A 16,070-nucleotide genomic window follows, 5' to 3' on the forward strand; every position below is an offset into this window, starting at 1 on the left:
TCGACTAAACCAAGTGTTGGGTTGACCCCGGCAGAGCATTTCCAGCAGGCGCAAAACCTTTGGATGTTGCCTGCTACGACGCTGGAGCGCGGTTTTCCGACGAAATCGCAGCTCAGGTGGCAATCGAATTCGGCGGGGAACCTAAACGATGGTTTATGATCTCCCCGAACCTAAACCATGGTATGCTGAGCATAGTACAAGAGTGAGAGTTAGGGCGTTGTCACCAGCTTCGGTGGAACTGCCTCGTGATAAGCAATATCAAAGCGGCTTCAATGTTCAGCTTCCGGGTTGGGCATCGTAACGCCGCTGAATTTCTGACCGAGGCTACACCATGCAACACGTTCCGGTTAATGCGGAAATGGCAGCGGACCCGATCATCTATGTCGTCGATGACGACGAGGAATTGCGCGAAGCTCTTCTGGACCTGTTCCTTGTCACGAAGAAACGCGCTTCCGCTTTCTCCAGCGGTTCGGAATTTTTGCAGTTCGCGGATACCAGTGTAGCCGGATGCGTCGTTGTCGATTTGAGAATGCCGGGCGTGACTGGCCTGGACCTGCAAAAGCAGCTTATCTCGATCGGCAGCAGGCTGCCGGTTATCTTCCTGACGGCCTATGCGGACATACCGACCAGCGTGAGGGCCATGAAGGCTGGTGCAACCGACTTCATTACCAAGCCGTTCGCCAATCAGGATCTGCTGCAAGCCGTCGATCACGCCATCAGGCTGGACGGAGAACGGCGGAAAACCGATGCGGAACTCGATCGCATCAGAGTATTGGCCGATACGTTGACCCCTCGCGAACAGGAAGTGATGCTGGCGGTGGTGAGCGGGCTGATGAACAAGCAGGTTGCCTACCAGCTCGGCATCAGCGAGATGACGGTCAAAATTCACCGCATGAGCGTCATGCGGAAAATGCAGAGCCGATCTCTGGCTGACCTGGTTCGAAAGGCCGAGCAACTGCCAAGAGGCTGATTGCTGCTCATACCCGCTTTATTTCGACGGCAGACTTTGTGCCGAACGGCTGAAGATCGTCGCGTTCACGGAACCTCGAGGCCACGCCCCTTCCTTGCCAAACCCTGACGCCCTCAGGGAATGAAGCGATGCGTTCGAGCCGCGTTTTGTCGAGTCAACCAGCCCCGATCGCGGCCCGCGCAAGCGCCCCCAAACCTACGTTTATCTATTCCACGAGCGATATTCGCCTAGGGTTGGGGAAGGCCTTCAAAGGTCATGGCTCTTCACTCAGTTAGGAATGAAACAATGACACAGCGCATTAATTTCGCGAAGGAATCCGCGGATATCACGAAGAGATTCGTTGAATTCGTCGCGGCCACCAAGGAGAACGCGGTTGAAGAGTCCATTCGCGATCTGGTCAACGTGCGCATTGCGCAGATCAACAATTGCACGTTCTGCCTCGACATGCACATCAAGCAGGCGAAGATCCACGGCGAGCGCGATCTGCGTCTCTACCATCTCGCATCGTGGCGCGAATCGACCCTTTTTGCGCCGCGGGAGCGCGCCGCACTCGCCTGGGCGGAAGTGCTGACCAGATTGCCGGAACTCGGCGTTGCTGACGACATCTACGAGCGGGTGCGCACGCAATTGAGCGAGAAGGAAATCTCGGACCTGACGTTCGTGGTCATGGCCGCGAACGCCTGGACCCGCGTCAACGCCGGCTTCAAAACCGTTCCCGGTTCATCGGATGCGATGCTCGGTCTCGATAAAGCCGGCCTGAACTGATCATGGGAGCTGCGTCGATATCTATCGGCGCGGCCCTCCAGCGATATTGCCAATACAAAAGGAGCAAGACATGAAAATCGTCGTTATCGGGGGAACCGGCCTGATCGGTTCGAAGCTTGTGACGCGCCTCCAGGCCAAGGGCCATGATGTCATCGCCGCGTCGCCTGCATCGGGCGTGAATACGATCACGGGCGAAGGGTTGGCGGAAGCGCTTGCCGGGGCGCAGGTTGTCGTCGATGTCGCCAACTCCCCTTCGTTCGAAGACAAGGCAGTGATGGAGTTCTTCCAGACATCGGGCCGCAACCTGTTGGCTGCCGAGGCTGCCGCCGGCACCAAGCATCACGTTGCACTCTCCGTTGTCGGCACGGATCGCCTTCAGGACAGCGGTTACTTTCGGGCCAAGCTGGCTCAGGAGAAGCTTATCAAGGAAGCAAAGATTCCTTACACGCTGGTTCACTCCACGCAGTTTTTCGAGTTCATGTTCGGTATCGCTCAATCCGGTGCTCAGGGCGATAAGGTCCATCTCTCGCCTGCGATGATGCAGCCGATCTTCTCGGATGACGTGGCAGAGGCGCTTGCCGATCTGGTGTTGGGCGCTCCGGTCAACGGACTCGTCGAGATTGCCGGCCCGGAACCTATCCGCATTTCGAACGCGGTTGAAAAGTACCTGCGCCAGATCGGCGATCGTCGTGAGATTGTCGTGGATGACAAGACGAAGTATTTCGGCGCATTGCTCGATGATAAGACCCTTATGCCAGGTATCGGCGTGCGGGTTGGCAAGACGGCCTATTCCGAATGGGTCAAGACCGCCACGCCGCCGCCGCCGCGCTAGGCGTTCGAAATTCGCTGGACCAGCGAATGTGGGTCGATATCGGAGATTATCGACGGAGGGGATCGCAGGTGCTGCGGTCTCCTCTTCTTTTGCCTACCGTCGTTCAGCCATTTGGGTCTCTGATCCCGGCCGCCGAGGGGATCGTTCTGCATTTTTTCCCATGAAGCAACATTTGCACGAAAACCGGCCGCGCATCGCGCCAAAAAGAGGATGCCCGGCGCGGGCATCCTCTAATCATGCTCAGCCTTCGATGAAGTTGAGAATGTCCGCGTTGATAATGTCGGCATGGGTTGTCGCCATGCCGTGCGGCAGACCCTTGTAAATCTTGAGGGTTGCGTTCTTCAGGAGCTTTGCGGAAAGCACGGCGGAATCGGCAACCGGAACGACCTGATCGTCGTCACCGTGCAATACGAGGGTCGGCACCTCGATGGATTTCAGGTCTTCGGTAAAGTCGGTTTCGGAAAATGCCTTGATACCGAGATAGTGAGCATTCGCCGCACCGGTCATGCCTTGCCGCCACCAATTCTGGATCATCGCCTCCGAGACCTTAACGCCATCGCGGTTGAAGCCGTAGAACGGTCCGCTGGCGACATCGTAGTAGAACTGGGACCTGTTTGCTGCCAAAGCTGCACGAAAGCCGTCGAAGATATCGACAGGCAATCCGCCCGGATTTTCTGCAGTCTTGATCATAATCGGCGGCACGGCGCCAATCAGCACGAGTTTGGAAACCCGACCCTTGCCGTGTTTCGCCGTGTAACGGGTTGCCTCGCCGCCGCCCGTCGAATGTCCGACATGCACGGCGTTGCGCAAGTCGAGATGTTCCACCACTGCGGCAACGTCTGACGCATAGTGGTCCATGTCGTGTCCCTCGCTGACCTGGCCCGAGCGGCCATGGCCACGGCGGTCATGGGCAACCACCCGGTAGCCCTTCGACAGGAAGAAGAGCATCTGGTTGTCCCAATCGTCGCTGCTCAACGGCCAGCCGTGATGGAAGACGATCGGCTCGCCGTCCTTCGGACCCCAGTCCTTGTAGAAAATCACCGTGCCGTCTTTTGCAGTAACGCGCCCGGTTTTACCGGAAGCGCCGCTCGTCGCCGTCTGCTTGGTCGCGGCTTCTGCCGTCTTGGCACCCATGGCAGCGGCCGTCGCTGCAAGGGTCATCGTCCCCGCCATCATATTCCTCCGCGTGGAGGCAATGGAATGCAGAATCATTTTGGATCTCCTGAAACGAGAAATTGGAAAACGCGCTAACCCGGGCCAGGAAATGGTGCTGGCGGCGGTGTAGCGATTCAGGCTAACAATTTGTATTATCAAGGGAAACTATACGTTGGTTTCGCTCGATATGGCCTTGGTGGCCAACTTGGCAGCTCTGAAGTCCGTTGTGATCAGCAGGCGTGGGGAGTGTCGATCGTCTGTCCCGGGCTCGCCCCAAGCGTCCTGGGGTAGCATCTGGTTCGGCTCGTCCGTTCGCCATTCAAACAGCTGGGCGCCGGTGCTATGATCATGCACGATCAGGTCATGGTCGGTTGCGAGGAAGAACTCGGCGTGGATTTTGTCGGCAAAGCCTGCAAACAGCATCCGTTGTCTTCTGGGTGTGCTGTTGCGCTCACATATGAGCACATCGAATAATCCGACCGTCGCATTCCAGTGCGCTGTTGACAGCGGGCTCTGCTGAACTGCTAAAGCGTTATCGGAATAAGCATAAATCTCGGGCAGGTTGAAGAACCCTTCAATCTCGGTTCGGCCAATTCTTTTATTGTCAGGCAGCCAGTTTTGAGCGTTGAGCGGACCGGCGTGGTATTCGGAAACAAGCCGCCCGCCGCTGAGCAATTCACGGCTCCTGTAGCCGTAACCGTTCCGGTAGATCGCCATCTCGATCAGGGCGTTTCTGTATTCGAACGGCTTGTCGCGAACCCGGTCAAGGAGCGTTCTGAGGCCACGTAGGTAGTCCGTATATGACGTGGCAGGCATCCCGGTATCCACTTCGTGTAATGTGCCGAGTTTGGTCATCGCGCGTCTGCGGACGTTAGGAGGATGTTTGTTGCTGCTGAAGCTATACGGAGGTTTGGGCCGCTACACCGAGAATGCGCGTTCATTTGAGTTAACGTCATAAACGACAATATTTATTGTCATAAATTAAAGACTCTTATATATCTCCGTGGCATCTCACGGAGGAGCCGATGAAGCACATTGTTGTCTTGGATAGCGATGACGTTGCGCGTGTTGATCTGGCCGGGTTTCTGGTGTTGCAGACATTCAGAGTGACGCAACTGGCCGAGCGTCAGGACCTACGGCCCATCTTGTCGCGTGACGTCATCGACGCCGTTCTGATCGATGTGAAGGCGGACGAGGATGTGGAACTCGTACGATACGTTTCGTCACTTACCGATGTGCCCGTGCTGATCCTGAGCGGCGACCGGACAAGTGAAGATGAAAAGGTGCGTGGGTTCGAAGCCGGCGCAACCGACTATGTTTGCAAACCTTTCGGATATCGAGAACTGGCGGCTCGGCTCAATGCGGCAATGCGCAGGAAATTTGACCCCAGAACGGAGCGCCAGCGGCGATCCTATAAATTCTGCAATTATGAGCTTGCGGTTCAAACACGTCTTGTGACGCGTCCGGACGTCGCGACTATCAAACTTACGACCGCAGAGTTCAATTTGCTGACGGCATTCCTGAATGCGCCCCGCCAGGTGCTTACGCGCGAGGAACTGGTATCGGCGAGCCGTGTACACTCCGGCGAAATCCATGACCGAAGCCTTGATGCCCTCATCTTGCGGCTTCGAAGAAAGATCGAGATCGATCCGGCAGCGCCTCAGTTGATCCTGACCGAGCGAGGAGCGGGTTACCGGCTGGAATGCGACGTCCAGTTCGATGAACGGCCCCGGCTCAAGCTGTGAGGGGGGCGGCTTTCTGCGACGATTTCGGCTTCGGCTCATTCGGCTTGATCTGACGCAATTTCAAAGCGGCAGGTCAGCTTCTCATCGTATTCGCAGTTGTCGATTACGTCCTTGCCGCCGGCGGCGGTGAGGAACGACGCGACCGCGCTGCAGATCCTCCTGTCGGCCCGGACAAGTCTTCCGATCGGGCAGGAATGGCTTACGATGGTTTTCCGGCCACAATCGACCGAGGTCTCGATCTGGGCGCCGTGCTGCTCCAGAATGCGGAGCGCCGTTTCAAGGCCTCGATCCTCGCCGTGAACCGATGTCATCAACGCAGCATGCAGATCCTCGCCCAATCGCCTCATGACCTTCGGAGCCTCTTCGCCCGCCTGGCTCAAAAGAGCCTCGAGGAGGAGGGGAGCTATCGCCTGATACGCCGCGGACATCTGTTCGACTTGCTCCGGGACGATCTCGTAGGAAAGCGAGGGTTTTCCTTTTTGCCCAGTGCGAACGATGTCCTGTGGCCGCACCAGACCGCGCATCCTCAAATCCTTCAGCGGAACCAGAATTGCATTTCTCGTCAGGCTCAGGGCTTGGCATAGCTCCGTGATCGTCATGCTGCGATGACGAAGCAAGGAGAGGATTGCGTCTTTGGTCGGTTGCGGCTGGTGCATGCCATACGCATTTACGCGCGCGACAGAACAAGAGCAAGGACCTGTCGCGGAGGTTCAAACCTTGGGGCCGCGCCGGTTCCTGTCCTTACGCCACAGCCATCACCGCTGCGGGCAGGGAAAAGATGAATTTTGCCCCGCTTGGCTGATTGTCTTCCGCCCAGAGTTTTCCGCCATGCGCCTCGATGATAGAGCGGGAGATGGCAAGCCCCATGCCCATTCCCTTGACCTTCGTCGTGAAAAAGGGATCGAATATCTTCTCCGGTTGTTTAACCCCTGTGCCTCGGTCGCTGACCTCGATGCAGACGCGATCATCCATCCGGTATGTCCGGATCCGCAAAAGACGATCTTCCATTTCGGGTTCCATCGCATCGATGCCGTTTTTCACGAGATTCATCAGCACCTGCTGAATCTGGATACGGTCGAAAGCCACGAGTTCCAGCCCGCCTTCGATATCGGCCTGTATGGAAATGCCATGTTTGGCGGCGTCAGCGGCAACGAGGTCGCGGACCTCGCCGACGACAGCGTCAAGTGACGTGGAGTCCCGCACATCCATGGACTGTTGAAACAGCGATCGAACGCGCCGAACGACATCGACCGCCGTATGGGCGCTCTGAATGATCCGGTCCGCAGATTTCTTCGCTCGCTCGATATTCGGGGGGTTAGCCTGTAGCCAGCTCAAACATGCTGTCGTCGAATTGATCACAGCGGAAAGAGGCTGATTGACCTCATGAGCGATGGAAGCCGACAGCTCGGCCATGCTGGCGGCCTGGCTTGCCCGCGCCAGCCCCTCGCGCGCCAGCCGGAGATTTTCTTCCGCTTTGACTTCCGCATCAACATCAAGGCAAACCACGTTCCATTGAATAATCGCCCCGTCGGCATTCCGCATGGGCGCAGCCCTGGTCTCAATCCAGCGATATTGGCCGTCAAACCGCATGAAGCGATGGCGCCGCGCATAGGGCTCACCTGTCGCAAGGCAGCGGGCGTAGTGCTGCTTGACACCCTCGATTTCGTCGGGATGAACGGCATCGAGCGTTCCGTCCAGGCGGGATTTGCCGACACCGTCCAGGGTGTCGAGTTCGTAACCGAGGAATTCGCGCAGACCCTTGCCACGAAAAATCGGTTCGCCATCCGGCCCGGCACAATCGATCATGGCGGGCAGGGTTTCTACCAGTTGCCAGAGAAACCGTTCCTTTTCCCGCAATGTTTCCTCGGCCTTCACCTGGTCGTCGATGTCGAACAGGACACCGTACCATTGGATGATCGAACCATCCTCACTGCGATAGGGCTCCGATCGGCCCTCTACCCATCGATAGACACCGTCGGCGCGGAGCATACGGTATTTCATATGGAATGGCTCGCCCGTCCGTCTGCATTCGGCCAAACGTTCGCTGACCGCAACGACGTCATCCGGATGTGTGTGCTTGCGTTGCGCAACCTGGCGTCGGGGCTCGTCGGGAACGTCAAGATCTTCGAGTTCCAGCCCCTGGTACTTTCGCAGCTGCTGATTGATATAGATCGGGTCGCCTTCCGGGCTGGAGCACCAGATTTGCGCCGGCACCGCATCGACAAGCCGTTGAAGCCGTCTCTCGTTTTCCCGCAAAGCTTCCTGAGCATGCACGGAATCATCGATATCAATCGAGACCGCCAGCCATTGGACGATTGTTCCCTCCTCGTCGCGCAGCGGTTCGCCGCGTCCTTCTACCCAGCGGTAAACCCCGTCCGCGCGCCTCATCCGATATCTCATCGTGTAGGGTTCGCCGGTTGTGAGCGTGTGACGCATCGTTGCGGAAAACCTGTCGGCGTCTTCGGGATGTACGAGCGATTTTGTCGCCGCGTCCAGGCGGCTTATTCCGGGCTGGTCGAGTTGGGATACATCCCCCAGTCCGAAAAAATCCAACAGGCGCTTGTTGAAGAAAATGGGATCACCCCGGGGCGTGAGGCGCCTGATATGAATGGGCAGCATATCGACAAGTTGCGAGAGTTCTCGTTCGCGTTCCTTGAGAGCCGCTACGCTCTTCTTGAGCGTAGCCAGAGCCTGCTGATGTTGCCGGGAGATGGCCGCCACGATCAGAGCTGAAAATGCAGAAATGCCGAGGAAAAGCTGAAGCATGATCTGCTTTTGCCGTTGCGATTCCGGGTCATCGGCAAATTGGTGGGCTCCCGATATGGTGACGACCGTTGCGATTACCGCAAGCAGGACCAGCGCAAGAACCGCTCCCTTGAACTCGAAACGCACGGCCGCCCAGAGCAGGGGAGGCAGGACAATATAGGCATATGGCTCATAACCGGTGGCCGAGAGAATGGCGACGACGAGGAAGATGCTTGCCAAAACGCATGCTTCAGCCCATCTGGCGGTGGAGACCTGAGACGTCGAGTTCCAGTTTTGGAAAACGACGAGCGCCAGGGGAGCGATCGTCGCAACCCCGGTGGCGTCTCCGATCCACCAAAGGACCCAGGCTGCGCCAAACGGTTGAATGCCGTAGGCCGCGAGAGTGAGGCTGCCGACCGTGGCGCTGATAACCGGGCTGATGCAAGCGCCACCAGGATGAGCGCAAGAACCTCTCCATACGTCTGGAGCCTGATGGGTTGCCCGTACAACCGGCGGAGTATCCATGCGCCGAAAGACGCTTCTGCGGCATTTCCCGCGAAAATCAGCGATGCGGCAGACACCGGGTTGTGAAACCAGAAGAGGTTTCCGAAAAGCTCGCTAGACCACGCCGCCAGTATCCACCACGGCCAGCTTTTCTTCGGCGCGACGATCAGGGTCGCGAGAAAGAGACCGCTCGGGGGCCAGATTGATACTCCGGTTCCCGGTACGGTCGCCAGGGCCTGCGCGAACCCGCCGCCCAGTATATATCCAAGAATGAACAGAGCGGCGTGCGATAGTCGCGGACGAGCAGACCAGACGTTCATCACCACCTGTCCTATCACTTTCCTGCTGAGAAAGATTATTCTAATATATTTGAGGAAGAGGCACGTCGCGACGTACCAGTAGATGCGCCCGCTCAATTTAGCCACCGTCACACGGAGGATTCAATAAATTTTACTTTCCTGGAATCGATAAATGCCAAGACCGACACGGATTTTTGCGCGCCTCTGTTTTTCCTAACCCGCCTCTTTCAGTGAATACCAAGCCTCGGATCAAGACTGAGCGCGTGAACTTCCACTGCGTCATCGAAACCGACGATGTGCTGAAGTCCGAGATATTCGGTTCGCGGTTCGCATTGTGCCGCCCTGACGAAGTCTCCCGATATCAAGACTGGACGTTGGAGGGCCTTGGTCATGCTCTCCAGCCTCGACGCGAGGTTTACCGCAGGTCCAATAACGGTGAAATCGAGCCTCCTCGTCGAGCCGATATTCCCGTACATCACTTCCCCGACATGAACGCCCGTCCCGAAACGTATCTGGTGATGGATTGCCGCGCGTCGGGCAACTTCTTCATGGGCTTCGGTCACGGCCGACAGCAAACGGCCACAGGCGTCGGGACGGTCCAGCGGGAATACGGACAACAGGCCATCGCCGATAAACTTGAGGATTTCGCCGCCATGTCTTTCGATGGGCTCGGCGATAACGTCAAAATAGTCGTTCAGTATGGCGATGACTTCATCCCGCGGCCTGCGCACCGACAATTGCGTGAAGTTTCGCAGATCGCACATCATCACCGCCGCGCTGACGGTCACTCCGCTGCCCCGGGTGGTCGCGCCATCAAGGATTTGTTCGCTTGCGTGTGGTCCGACATAGGTCTGAAGCAAGGTGCGGGCGAGCTGGTTCTTCAACCTGATTTCCGTTACCAACGAAAACACAGGGAGGATATCGCAGATCAGCGCGATTTCATCGTCGTTAAAGCCTTCGGGCTGGTCGGTCGCAAAGGTAGTGAGATGCCGGCGGCCTTGCGTGTGATCCAGGGGCCAGGCCGAGTAGTCCGTGTGTCCCTGGGCTCGCAGCTCTTCGTAAATCGGGAAGACATGGGGACCGACGATCTGGATTTTTTGCCGGACCTGTTTGCCGGTCAGGATGACGCGGTGAAACGGGCTGCGCTGGAAGGCGTCGGTCGCCTCGACATCGTAGGCAACCGTCTGCTCGTCCACCTGTGTCTGGTCGCGGCACCAGATAATTCGTGTGCCAAGCCACTGCGGATGATGGACACGGAAATGGAGCGTGGAACGGCTGAGGCAGATACCGCAGTCTTGGAGGCGATTGCAAAGCTGGAGGAAAATGGCCGCCGTGCTGGGTTCTTCGCGAACACCCGTGGACAACCAGCCAAGGAGCACGTTCCGAACGTCGTCATACTTGGAAGGCATGCTTTCCATCTCTGATTAGCCAAACACCGCCACTCTATACAGATATCTCCTTCAACAGTCTGTAATACCTTGATTTAATGGGGCTAGGTCACAAATTGGAAGCGGCGGGCTATGCGAGCGCGTCACTTTCCGCCAAACCTCTCAATGTACGTCAGCAGGTCCACCGAGCCGATTGGTTTTTCGAGGAAGCCGGCCGCCCCGCTGGCCTCGGCTGCCGCCCTGGTTCTATTGTCCGAAAACGAGGTCATAATACAGACTGGCGGGCCGCCCTGTTTTACGAGGAACTCCAAAAGCTCCAACCCATTCGTGCCGGGCATTTTCAGGTCGGCAAGCACCCAATGGGCGAGATGCAGTTCACCGGAGGCCAGGAAGACGTCGGCCGAGCTGTAAGTTCTGCTCGTGATCCCAACGGCATCGAAAAAATCATGCAGGGACTCAAGCAGAAATGGGTCGTCATCGACAATGGCTACCGCCTTTTGTGGCTCGGACTTCATATGACCTCAGATACATAGCTGCTGTGTTCCGATGATGGATCCAACACGGTTGGGCGTCGCTAGTCTATCAGCTCGAATTGTCTCACGAGTTCGGCCAGGGACGACGCCTGCATCTTGCGCATCACGCTGCCTCTGTGCAGCTTCACCATGATCTCGCTGATGCCAAGTTCATAGGCGACCTGCTTGTTCATCAAGCCGCTGGTCACCAGCCCCAAGACCTGAGTTTCTCGAGGCGTCAGCGTTGCTGCGCGCTCTTGCACCCGTTGACGATACGCCCGCTGCTTTTGTTGTCTCGTGTCGATGGCGAAGGCCGCATTGATCGCCTCAAGGAGCTCGTAGGTGCGCAGCGGTTTCTGGAGGAAGTCGATGGCGCCGGCTTTCATCGCGTTCACGCTGGTCGCCACGTCTCCGTGTGCGGTCATGAAGATTACAGGATGCTCGTATCCTCTGGTCTCGAGTTCGCGCTGAAACTCGATGCCGTTTACGCCGGGCAGACGGACGTCCAGTAGGACACAACCGCCAGTGTCGCGGGATGCGTGCGCAAAAAAATCGCCGGCGTCTTCGAAAGCATCGGCCTCGATGCCCAAGGATTGAAACAGATCCTGAAGCGATAGACGAAACTGCTCGTCGTCCTCCACGATATGAACAATTTGACGCGGGGGAGTACTGTTCTCGAGAATGGTGGCAACAGCTGGCATGGTTGTTCCTCCAACCGGAATAGCGGTCTCGTTTGTTCTTGTATTCTACCAGCCAATCCGGATCGCACAAGTAAACCAACGTTTGCTATCTTATTGCAATTGAAAGAAGAAATTTGTTTGTTCTCAGCGATCTGCGTGCAGCGGGGATTGCGCGTAGCAGCGAGTTAGTCAAACCTTGGGTAACATCATCAAGATGCGAATTGCCCGGCAATTCAAGGAGCCTGTTTATGCTTCGACTTTATGACAGCCGCTTTTCCGGGAATTCCTGGAAGATCAGAATTCTCCTCAACCAGCTTCAGCGTCCTTTCGAGCGCCTTACCCTCGACCTCAGTGCCGGGGAAGCAAAAACAGAATCGTTCATCGATCTTAGCCGGTTTGCCCGCATCCCGGTTCTGCAATTGCCGGATGGCAGAACGATCGTGGAGTCAGCTGCGATCCTGCTCTATCTTGCGGAAGGAACGGACTATCTTTTCGACGATCCGTACCTCAGCTCGCAGGTTGCCGGGTGGCTGTTTTTTGAGCAGGGGGACCTGCAGAAGTCCATTGCCCTTGCCCGCGTCTATCACCTCCAAGGTATCGCGGATAAAATGGCTCGGCGGATCGACGGGCTGCATGCCGATGGCTATGTCGGGCTCGAAAAACTCGACCGCTGGCTCCAGAAAAGCGAGTGGCTGGCGGGTGACCGTTACACGGTCGCGGATCTGGCGGTGTTCGCTTATGTCTCACTGGCTCATGAAGGTAACTACCAGATGGAGCGCTTTCAATCCATCGATCGGTGGCTGGAAAGCGTTAGGTCGCAGCCGGGTTGGCTGGGTCTCTTCGAACGAAGCCCCTACCAATACGGTTAATATACGGCCCCTTTTTCCGCGGGTAGTTTGGTTGAGATATTTTCCGAGGTGAGGGTTCAACCCGGACGCCGACAGTGTCGAACGAACCTCAAGCAGAGAGCAATTCATGGCGGAATACAATCTGTGGGTAATCCTGCTGGATGTCCTTGGGGTTGCGGGGATCATCGTCTGGCACCTTCAAGGCCGGTCGCGGCCGACCGGGCGGCTCATTGCGCAGATCGCATTCTTTGCGGCCATGACCGGGAGCCTGATTTTTGCTCAGGTTAATCCATTCCATTTCGATGCTGCGCAGGCGGATAATGACGGAACACTCATCGTGTCCGCCAAAATTCTGTGGTGGACCCACATGGCGTGGGCAACGATCGGGTTTCTAAGGCTCTACATCGTGCTGGACGGGCGTCCTCACGAGGCGAGATTAATTCAGGACCTTCTGGTCGCGCTGGTCTATCTCGGTGTATTCCTGTCGGTGATGGCGTTTGTTTTCGGCGTTCCGATCGGCACCTTGCTGGCAACATCCGGCGTCGTTGCGATTATCCTCGGTCTGGCGCTCCAGAATACGCTGGGCGACGTGTTTTCGGGCATCGCGCTCACGTTGGGGCGGCCTTATGTCATCGGTGACTGGATCGTTCTCGGCGATGGTACGGAGGGGAGGATCGTGGCGAGCAACTGGCGCTCCACATACATCTTTACCAGCATGCACAATCTGGTTGTTTTGCCGAACAGCGTTCTCGCCAAACAGGGGCTGACGAATGTCAGCAAGCCCGACGAAAACCATCAGATGATGCTGCCGATCAGTATCGTGCCGACCAAGAGGCCGAAGTTCGTCATCAATATTTTGCACGAGGCATTGAACAACTGTAACGGCATCGTCCACGAACCGCCCCCGACTGCCTCCCTTGTCGGATTAAACGGCGCCGCGCTCGAGCTGGAGCTTCAGTTTCGGGTGAGGGGACCCGCCCAGCGCGCGATCGCACGAAACGAAGTCATCGACCTGGTTTACCAACATTGCAGTGCCAACGGTCTGATGCTGGCCAAGCCTTTGGGTGCACCGATGTCGGGCAGTGTCGAGGCGACGAATTCGCAGCCCTCGGCAGTCGAAAGATTGTTTGAATCGGCCCCGCTTCTTGCCGGCCTGACTGCGGAGGAACGCGGCTTCCTGGCAACGTCGGCGAGGTTTGGAGACGCGATCGCGGGTGCGACGATCATCGCCAAGGGAGAGAAATCACGCCAACTCATCTTTATCGGCTCGGGGGTCGTCACCTTGATGGATGGCAGCGAGGAGATCACGCGGCTTGCACCGGGGGACTATCTGGGGGCGAGAAGCATTCTCCGAGACGAGCCGGAGTTTCATGAGGCCAAGGCACTGACGCGCGTTACGTTTTTTCAGATCGAGAAGGACGCGCTTAAAAGGCTTTTTTCCGAGCGATCCGAGATTGCCGAGGATTTCTTGTGCCGAATGAACGAGGCGCGCACCATGCGCGCAAATGGAGGCGTTCCTGTCGTGTCCGACCATGCCCGAGCGGACCTGATCCGGACAATCCGGTCTGCATTCGGCAGCGCCTGAGGGGGATACCGATGCTTGATCTCAAAGACGTCTATTTCTTTGTTCAGGTCGTAGACCGGGGAGGCTTTACCTCCGCCAGCCGCAACCTGAGAGTGCCGAAATCGACCTTAAGCCATCGGGTGCGCGAACTGGAGATGTCGCTCGGCGTGCGTCTTATCAATAGGACATCGCGCCGGTTCGGAACGACAGATGTCGGCGCCGAGTTTTACCAGTATGCCCTGCAGGTTCTGCACAGCGCAGACCTGGCAGAAGAATTCGTGCGTCAGCGCCTGGTCGAGCCAAGCGGCACGATAAGGATCACGACGGCGGTGGAGATTGCCCAATTTGCATTGAAAGACCTCATCCCCGAGTTTCTCAATCGCTATCCGAAAGTCAGGATAGTGGAAATTGCCACTGACCGGCTTGTCGATCTGGTCGGCGAAGGCTTCGATCTGGCTCTCAGGGGACATGTCGGTTCGTTACAAGATTCCACGCTCGTACAGCGCGGAATTGCCAGCGTACCATGGCACATGTTCGCCAGCCCCGGATATCTGAAGCGCGCCGGCGCAATAGTTGAACCCGAAAACTTGTCGTCCCATTCAACCCTGTCTCTGGATTACCATGGTGCTGATCTTTGGCGTCTGAAGGGGCCTGCAAACGAGGAGATCAATATCCCGATCGAGCCAAGATTTCTGAGCAACAACATGATTGCGCTCAAGGAAGCGGCCTGCTCCGATCTGGGAGTTGTCGCACTTCCCGGATATATCTGCCGTGCGGAAATAGAGGCCGGCAAACTGCGCCAGATTTTGCCCGGATGGATCGCCGACGATGCGCGTATGAGTGCGCTGATCCCATACCGGAATGGGCTGCTTCCCGCCGTTCGTGCTCTCGTCGATTTCCTCGCCACGGAAGTGCCGAAGGTCACCGCGTTTACGTCCCCCCGACCGATTGACGAGAATAGAGAGCGTCAGGAGCATCCGGCTTAGGGGCAATTCAAGACAGGTATTCAACGATCGAGCGAGGGCACCAGCATGCAAGGACTTTTGTCAGAAACCGCGGGACTCGTGACGTTTGTACGGACCGTCGAAACGGGTTCCTTCAGTGCAGCCGCCAAAAGCCTGGGTGCGACGCCTTCATCGGCTTCGAAAAGTGTCTCCCGTCTGGAGACCCTGTTGGGGGCGAAGCTGTTTCGCAGGTCGACCCGTGTTCTGATGCTGACCCCCGAGGGAGAAGCATTTTATGAGCGCGTCATGCCCCTGCTTCGCGACATCGAAAACTCGACCGATGCCGTGCAATCTCATGGAGCCGTGTTCGGCCATCTGCGTATCAGCTTGCCCGGAGAAATGGGCCGCCTTCTGGTGGGGCCGATCTTTGGCAACTTCATGCAGTCCTATCCGGGCATAACGCTTGAGATCGGCATGACGGACAGTCACGTGGATATCTTGCGGGACAACTACGATATCGCCTTCCGGGCCGGCCAGTCCGACCACAATGGCCTCATGTCCAAGACCCTCGCGCATCTCGATATGGTTCTGGTGGCAGCTCCGTCTCTGATGGAGCGCTGCGGAAGCGTCGAAACGATCAATGATCTTCGCGAGATCCCCTTTGCACGGTATTCGATCCAGGGTCGGCCCTATCCCGTCCGGTTCGCAAGCGGGCTTGAAGTTAAGCCCCAAGGCCGGCTGGATCTGGATTCGGCGACCGCGATCAAGGAGGCGGCAAAACGCGGATTGGGCGCGGCGCACGTCCTGAAACGGATTGTGCAGGACGAGATTGACGATGGATCGCTTGTTGTCCTGTTGCCAGCTTGTCCGCTGGAAACAATTCCGTTTCGGGCACTTCATGCCTTCGGCCGAATGCCAAATCTGAGAATGCAGCTGTTGACGGATTTCATTGCGCAGGTGTTGCGCAGTTCTGACTAAAGCACACCGCAGCCAAAGCGGCGGTTGGCTGGCCAAAAAAACCGGACTAAGGTATCTCGAAATCATGATGACGTCGGGGCTGCGACGAGCTGTTTGCCGTGCTCCATCGGTTAACCGCAACCTATGCAGAAATGCGGAAGT

At 57.1% G+C, this 16,070-nt stretch carries 15 protein-coding genes and 1 pseudogene; 8 read left to right on the top strand and 8 right to left on the bottom strand.

Annotation, left to right across the window (positions count from 1 at the left end; translation table 11 throughout):
* Nucleotides 1-331: 331 nt before the first annotated feature.
* From ACST81_RS27345 to ACST81_RS27355, 3 genes are all read left to right on the top strand, one after another.
* On the top strand, nucleotides 332-970 hold the full coding sequence (locus ACST81_RS27345) for a response regulator transcription factor (protein WP_438754906.1): 639 nt from the start codon (nucleotides 332-334) through the stop codon (nucleotides 968-970).
* A gap of 285 nt (nucleotides 971-1,255) precedes the next feature.
* Nucleotides 1,256-1,735, top strand: coding sequence for a carboxymuconolactone decarboxylase family protein (locus ACST81_RS27350; RefSeq protein WP_438754908.1), 480 nt, complete (start codon nucleotides 1,256-1,258; stop codon nucleotides 1,733-1,735).
* 70 nt (nucleotides 1,736-1,805) lie between these two features.
* Nucleotides 1,806-2,567, top strand: a complete 762-nt coding sequence (locus tag ACST81_RS27355; RefSeq protein ID WP_438754909.1) for an SDR family oxidoreductase — start codon at nucleotides 1,806-1,808, stop codon at nucleotides 2,565-2,567.
* Between the two features lie 240 nt (nucleotides 2,568-2,807).
* Here the strand turns inward: ACST81_RS27355 and ACST81_RS27360 are convergent, their stop codons facing one another.
* Both ACST81_RS27360 and ACST81_RS27365 read right to left on the bottom strand, forming a co-directional pair.
* Nucleotides 2,808-3,779, bottom strand: a complete 972-nt coding sequence (locus tag ACST81_RS27360; RefSeq protein WP_438754911.1) for an alpha/beta fold hydrolase — start codon at nucleotides 3,777-3,779, stop codon at nucleotides 2,808-2,810.
* A 108-nt stretch (nucleotides 3,780-3,887) separates the two neighbouring features.
* Nucleotides 3,888-4,577 carry a hypothetical protein gene (locus ACST81_RS27365; RefSeq protein ID WP_438754913.1) on the bottom strand — a complete coding sequence of 230 codons (690 nt, stop codon included), beginning with the start codon at nucleotides 4,575-4,577 and terminating at the stop codon, nucleotides 3,888-3,890.
* Nucleotides 4,578-4,747: 170 nt separating this feature from the next.
* Between ACST81_RS27365 and ACST81_RS27370 the strand changes: the two genes are divergently transcribed.
* Nucleotides 4,748-5,467 carry a winged helix-turn-helix domain-containing protein gene (locus ACST81_RS27370; protein WP_438754915.1) on the top strand — a complete coding sequence of 240 codons (720 nt, stop codon included), beginning with the start codon at nucleotides 4,748-4,750 and terminating at the stop codon, nucleotides 5,465-5,467.
* Nucleotides 5,468-5,502: 35 nt separating this feature from the next.
* Here ACST81_RS27370 and ACST81_RS27375 read toward each other — a convergent pair whose 3' ends face one another.
* The 6 genes and pseudogenes from ACST81_RS27375 to ACST81_RS27400 form a co-directional block, all read right to left on the bottom strand.
* On the bottom strand, nucleotides 5,503-6,123 hold the full coding sequence (locus tag ACST81_RS27375; RefSeq protein WP_438754917.1) for a helix-turn-helix transcriptional regulator: 621 nt from the start codon (nucleotides 6,121-6,123) through the stop codon (nucleotides 5,503-5,505).
* Nucleotides 6,124-6,208: 85 nt separating this feature from the next.
* Nucleotides 6,209-8,737 (bottom strand): PAS domain-containing protein, encoded by a 2,529-nt coding sequence (locus ACST81_RS27380; protein WP_438754919.1) that lies wholly within the window; start codon nucleotides 8,735-8,737, stop codon nucleotides 6,209-6,211.
* Nucleotides 8,710-9,036, bottom strand: a pseudogene (locus ACST81_RS27385) (MASE1 domain-containing protein); the annotation flags it as partial. The pseudogene ACST81_RS27385 and the gene ACST81_RS27380, both read right to left, overlap by 28 nt.
* 206 nt (nucleotides 9,037-9,242) lie before the next feature.
* Nucleotides 9,243-10,433 (bottom strand): adenylate/guanylate cyclase domain-containing protein, encoded by a 1,191-nt coding sequence (locus ACST81_RS27390; protein ID WP_438754921.1) that lies wholly within the window; start codon nucleotides 10,431-10,433, stop codon nucleotides 9,243-9,245.
* A 113-nt stretch (nucleotides 10,434-10,546) separates the two neighbouring features.
* The gene (locus ACST81_RS27395) at nucleotides 10,547-10,918 is read right to left on the bottom strand and encodes a response regulator (RefSeq protein ID WP_438754923.1); all 372 of its coding nucleotides are present in this window, start codon (nucleotides 10,916-10,918) and stop codon (nucleotides 10,547-10,549) included.
* A gap of 59 nt (nucleotides 10,919-10,977) precedes the next feature.
* Nucleotides 10,978-11,616, bottom strand: coding sequence for a response regulator transcription factor (locus ACST81_RS27400; protein WP_438754925.1), 639 nt, complete (start codon nucleotides 11,614-11,616; stop codon nucleotides 10,978-10,980).
* Between the two features lie 227 nt (nucleotides 11,617-11,843).
* On the opposite strand from ACST81_RS27400, the gene ACST81_RS27405 reads away from it, so the two are divergent.
* From ACST81_RS27405 to ACST81_RS27420, 4 genes are all read left to right on the top strand, one after another.
* Entirely contained in the window at nucleotides 11,844-12,464 is a 621-nt protein-coding gene (locus ACST81_RS27405) for a glutathione S-transferase family protein (protein WP_438754927.1), read from the top strand.
* Nucleotides 12,465-12,570: 106 nt separating this feature from the next.
* The gene (locus tag ACST81_RS27410; protein ID WP_438754929.1) at nucleotides 12,571-14,028 is read left to right on the top strand and encodes a cyclic nucleotide-binding domain-containing protein; all 1,458 of its coding nucleotides are present in this window, start codon (nucleotides 12,571-12,573) and stop codon (nucleotides 14,026-14,028) included.
* A gap of 11 nt (nucleotides 14,029-14,039) precedes the next feature.
* Nucleotides 14,040-14,993, top strand: a complete 954-nt coding sequence (locus ACST81_RS27415; protein ID WP_438754931.1) for a LysR substrate-binding domain-containing protein — start codon at nucleotides 14,040-14,042, stop codon at nucleotides 14,991-14,993.
* Nucleotides 14,994-15,038: 45 nt separating this feature from the next.
* Nucleotides 15,039-15,929 (top strand): LysR family transcriptional regulator, encoded by an 891-nt coding sequence (locus ACST81_RS27420; RefSeq protein WP_438754933.1) that lies wholly within the window; start codon nucleotides 15,039-15,041, stop codon nucleotides 15,927-15,929.
* The last annotated feature ends 141 nt before the right edge of the window (nucleotides 15,930-16,070 follow it).

The organism is Pararhizobium sp. O133 (assembly GCF_051669845.1).
In the GTDB taxonomy this organism is placed as follows: domain Bacteria; phylum Pseudomonadota; class Alphaproteobacteria; order Rhizobiales; family Rhizobiaceae; genus Pararhizobium.

Bases quoted from the DNA above. Each gene is read 5' to 3' on its own strand.
- ACST81_RS27345 (WP_438754906.1), top strand. From the start codon at position 332: ATGCAACACGTTCCGGTTAATGCGGAAATGGCAGCGGACCCGATCATC.
- ACST81_RS27350 (WP_438754908.1), top strand. From the start codon at position 1,256: ATGACACAGCGCATTAATTTCGCGAAGGAATCCGCGGATATCACGAAG.
- ACST81_RS27355 (WP_438754909.1), top strand. From the start codon at position 1,806: ATGAAAATCGTCGTTATCGGGGGAACCGGCCTGATCGGTTCGAAGCTT.
- ACST81_RS27360 (WP_438754911.1), bottom strand. From the start codon at position 3,779: ATGATTCTGCATTCCATTGCCTCCACGCGGAGGAATATGATGGCGGGG.
- ACST81_RS27365 (WP_438754913.1), bottom strand. From the start codon at position 4,577: ATGACCAAACTCGGCACATTACACGAAGTGGATACCGGGATGCCTGCC.
- ACST81_RS27370 (WP_438754915.1), top strand. From the start codon at position 4,748: ATGAAGCACATTGTTGTCTTGGATAGCGATGACGTTGCGCGTGTTGAT.
- ACST81_RS27375 (WP_438754917.1), bottom strand. From the start codon at position 6,123: ATGCACCAGCCGCAACCGACCAAAGACGCAATCCTCTCCTTGCTTCGT.
- ACST81_RS27380 (WP_438754919.1), bottom strand. From the start codon at position 8,737: ATGGATACTCCGCCGGTTGTACGGGCAACCCATCAGGCTCCAGACGTA.
- ACST81_RS27390 (WP_438754921.1), bottom strand. From the start codon at position 10,433: ATGGAAAGCATGCCTTCCAAGTATGACGACGTTCGGAACGTGCTCCTT.
- ACST81_RS27395 (WP_438754923.1), bottom strand. From the start codon at position 10,918: ATGAAGTCCGAGCCACAAAAGGCGGTAGCCATTGTCGATGACGACCCA.
- ACST81_RS27400 (WP_438754925.1), bottom strand. From the start codon at position 11,616: ATGCCAGCTGTTGCCACCATTCTCGAGAACAGTACTCCCCCGCGTCAA.
- ACST81_RS27405 (WP_438754927.1), top strand. From the start codon at position 11,844: ATGCTTCGACTTTATGACAGCCGCTTTTCCGGGAATTCCTGGAAGATC.
- ACST81_RS27410 (WP_438754929.1), top strand. From the start codon at position 12,571: ATGGCGGAATACAATCTGTGGGTAATCCTGCTGGATGTCCTTGGGGTT.
- ACST81_RS27415 (WP_438754931.1), top strand. From the start codon at position 14,040: ATGCTTGATCTCAAAGACGTCTATTTCTTTGTTCAGGTCGTAGACCGG.
- ACST81_RS27420 (WP_438754933.1), top strand. From the start codon at position 15,039: ATGCAAGGACTTTTGTCAGAAACCGCGGGACTCGTGACGTTTGTACGG.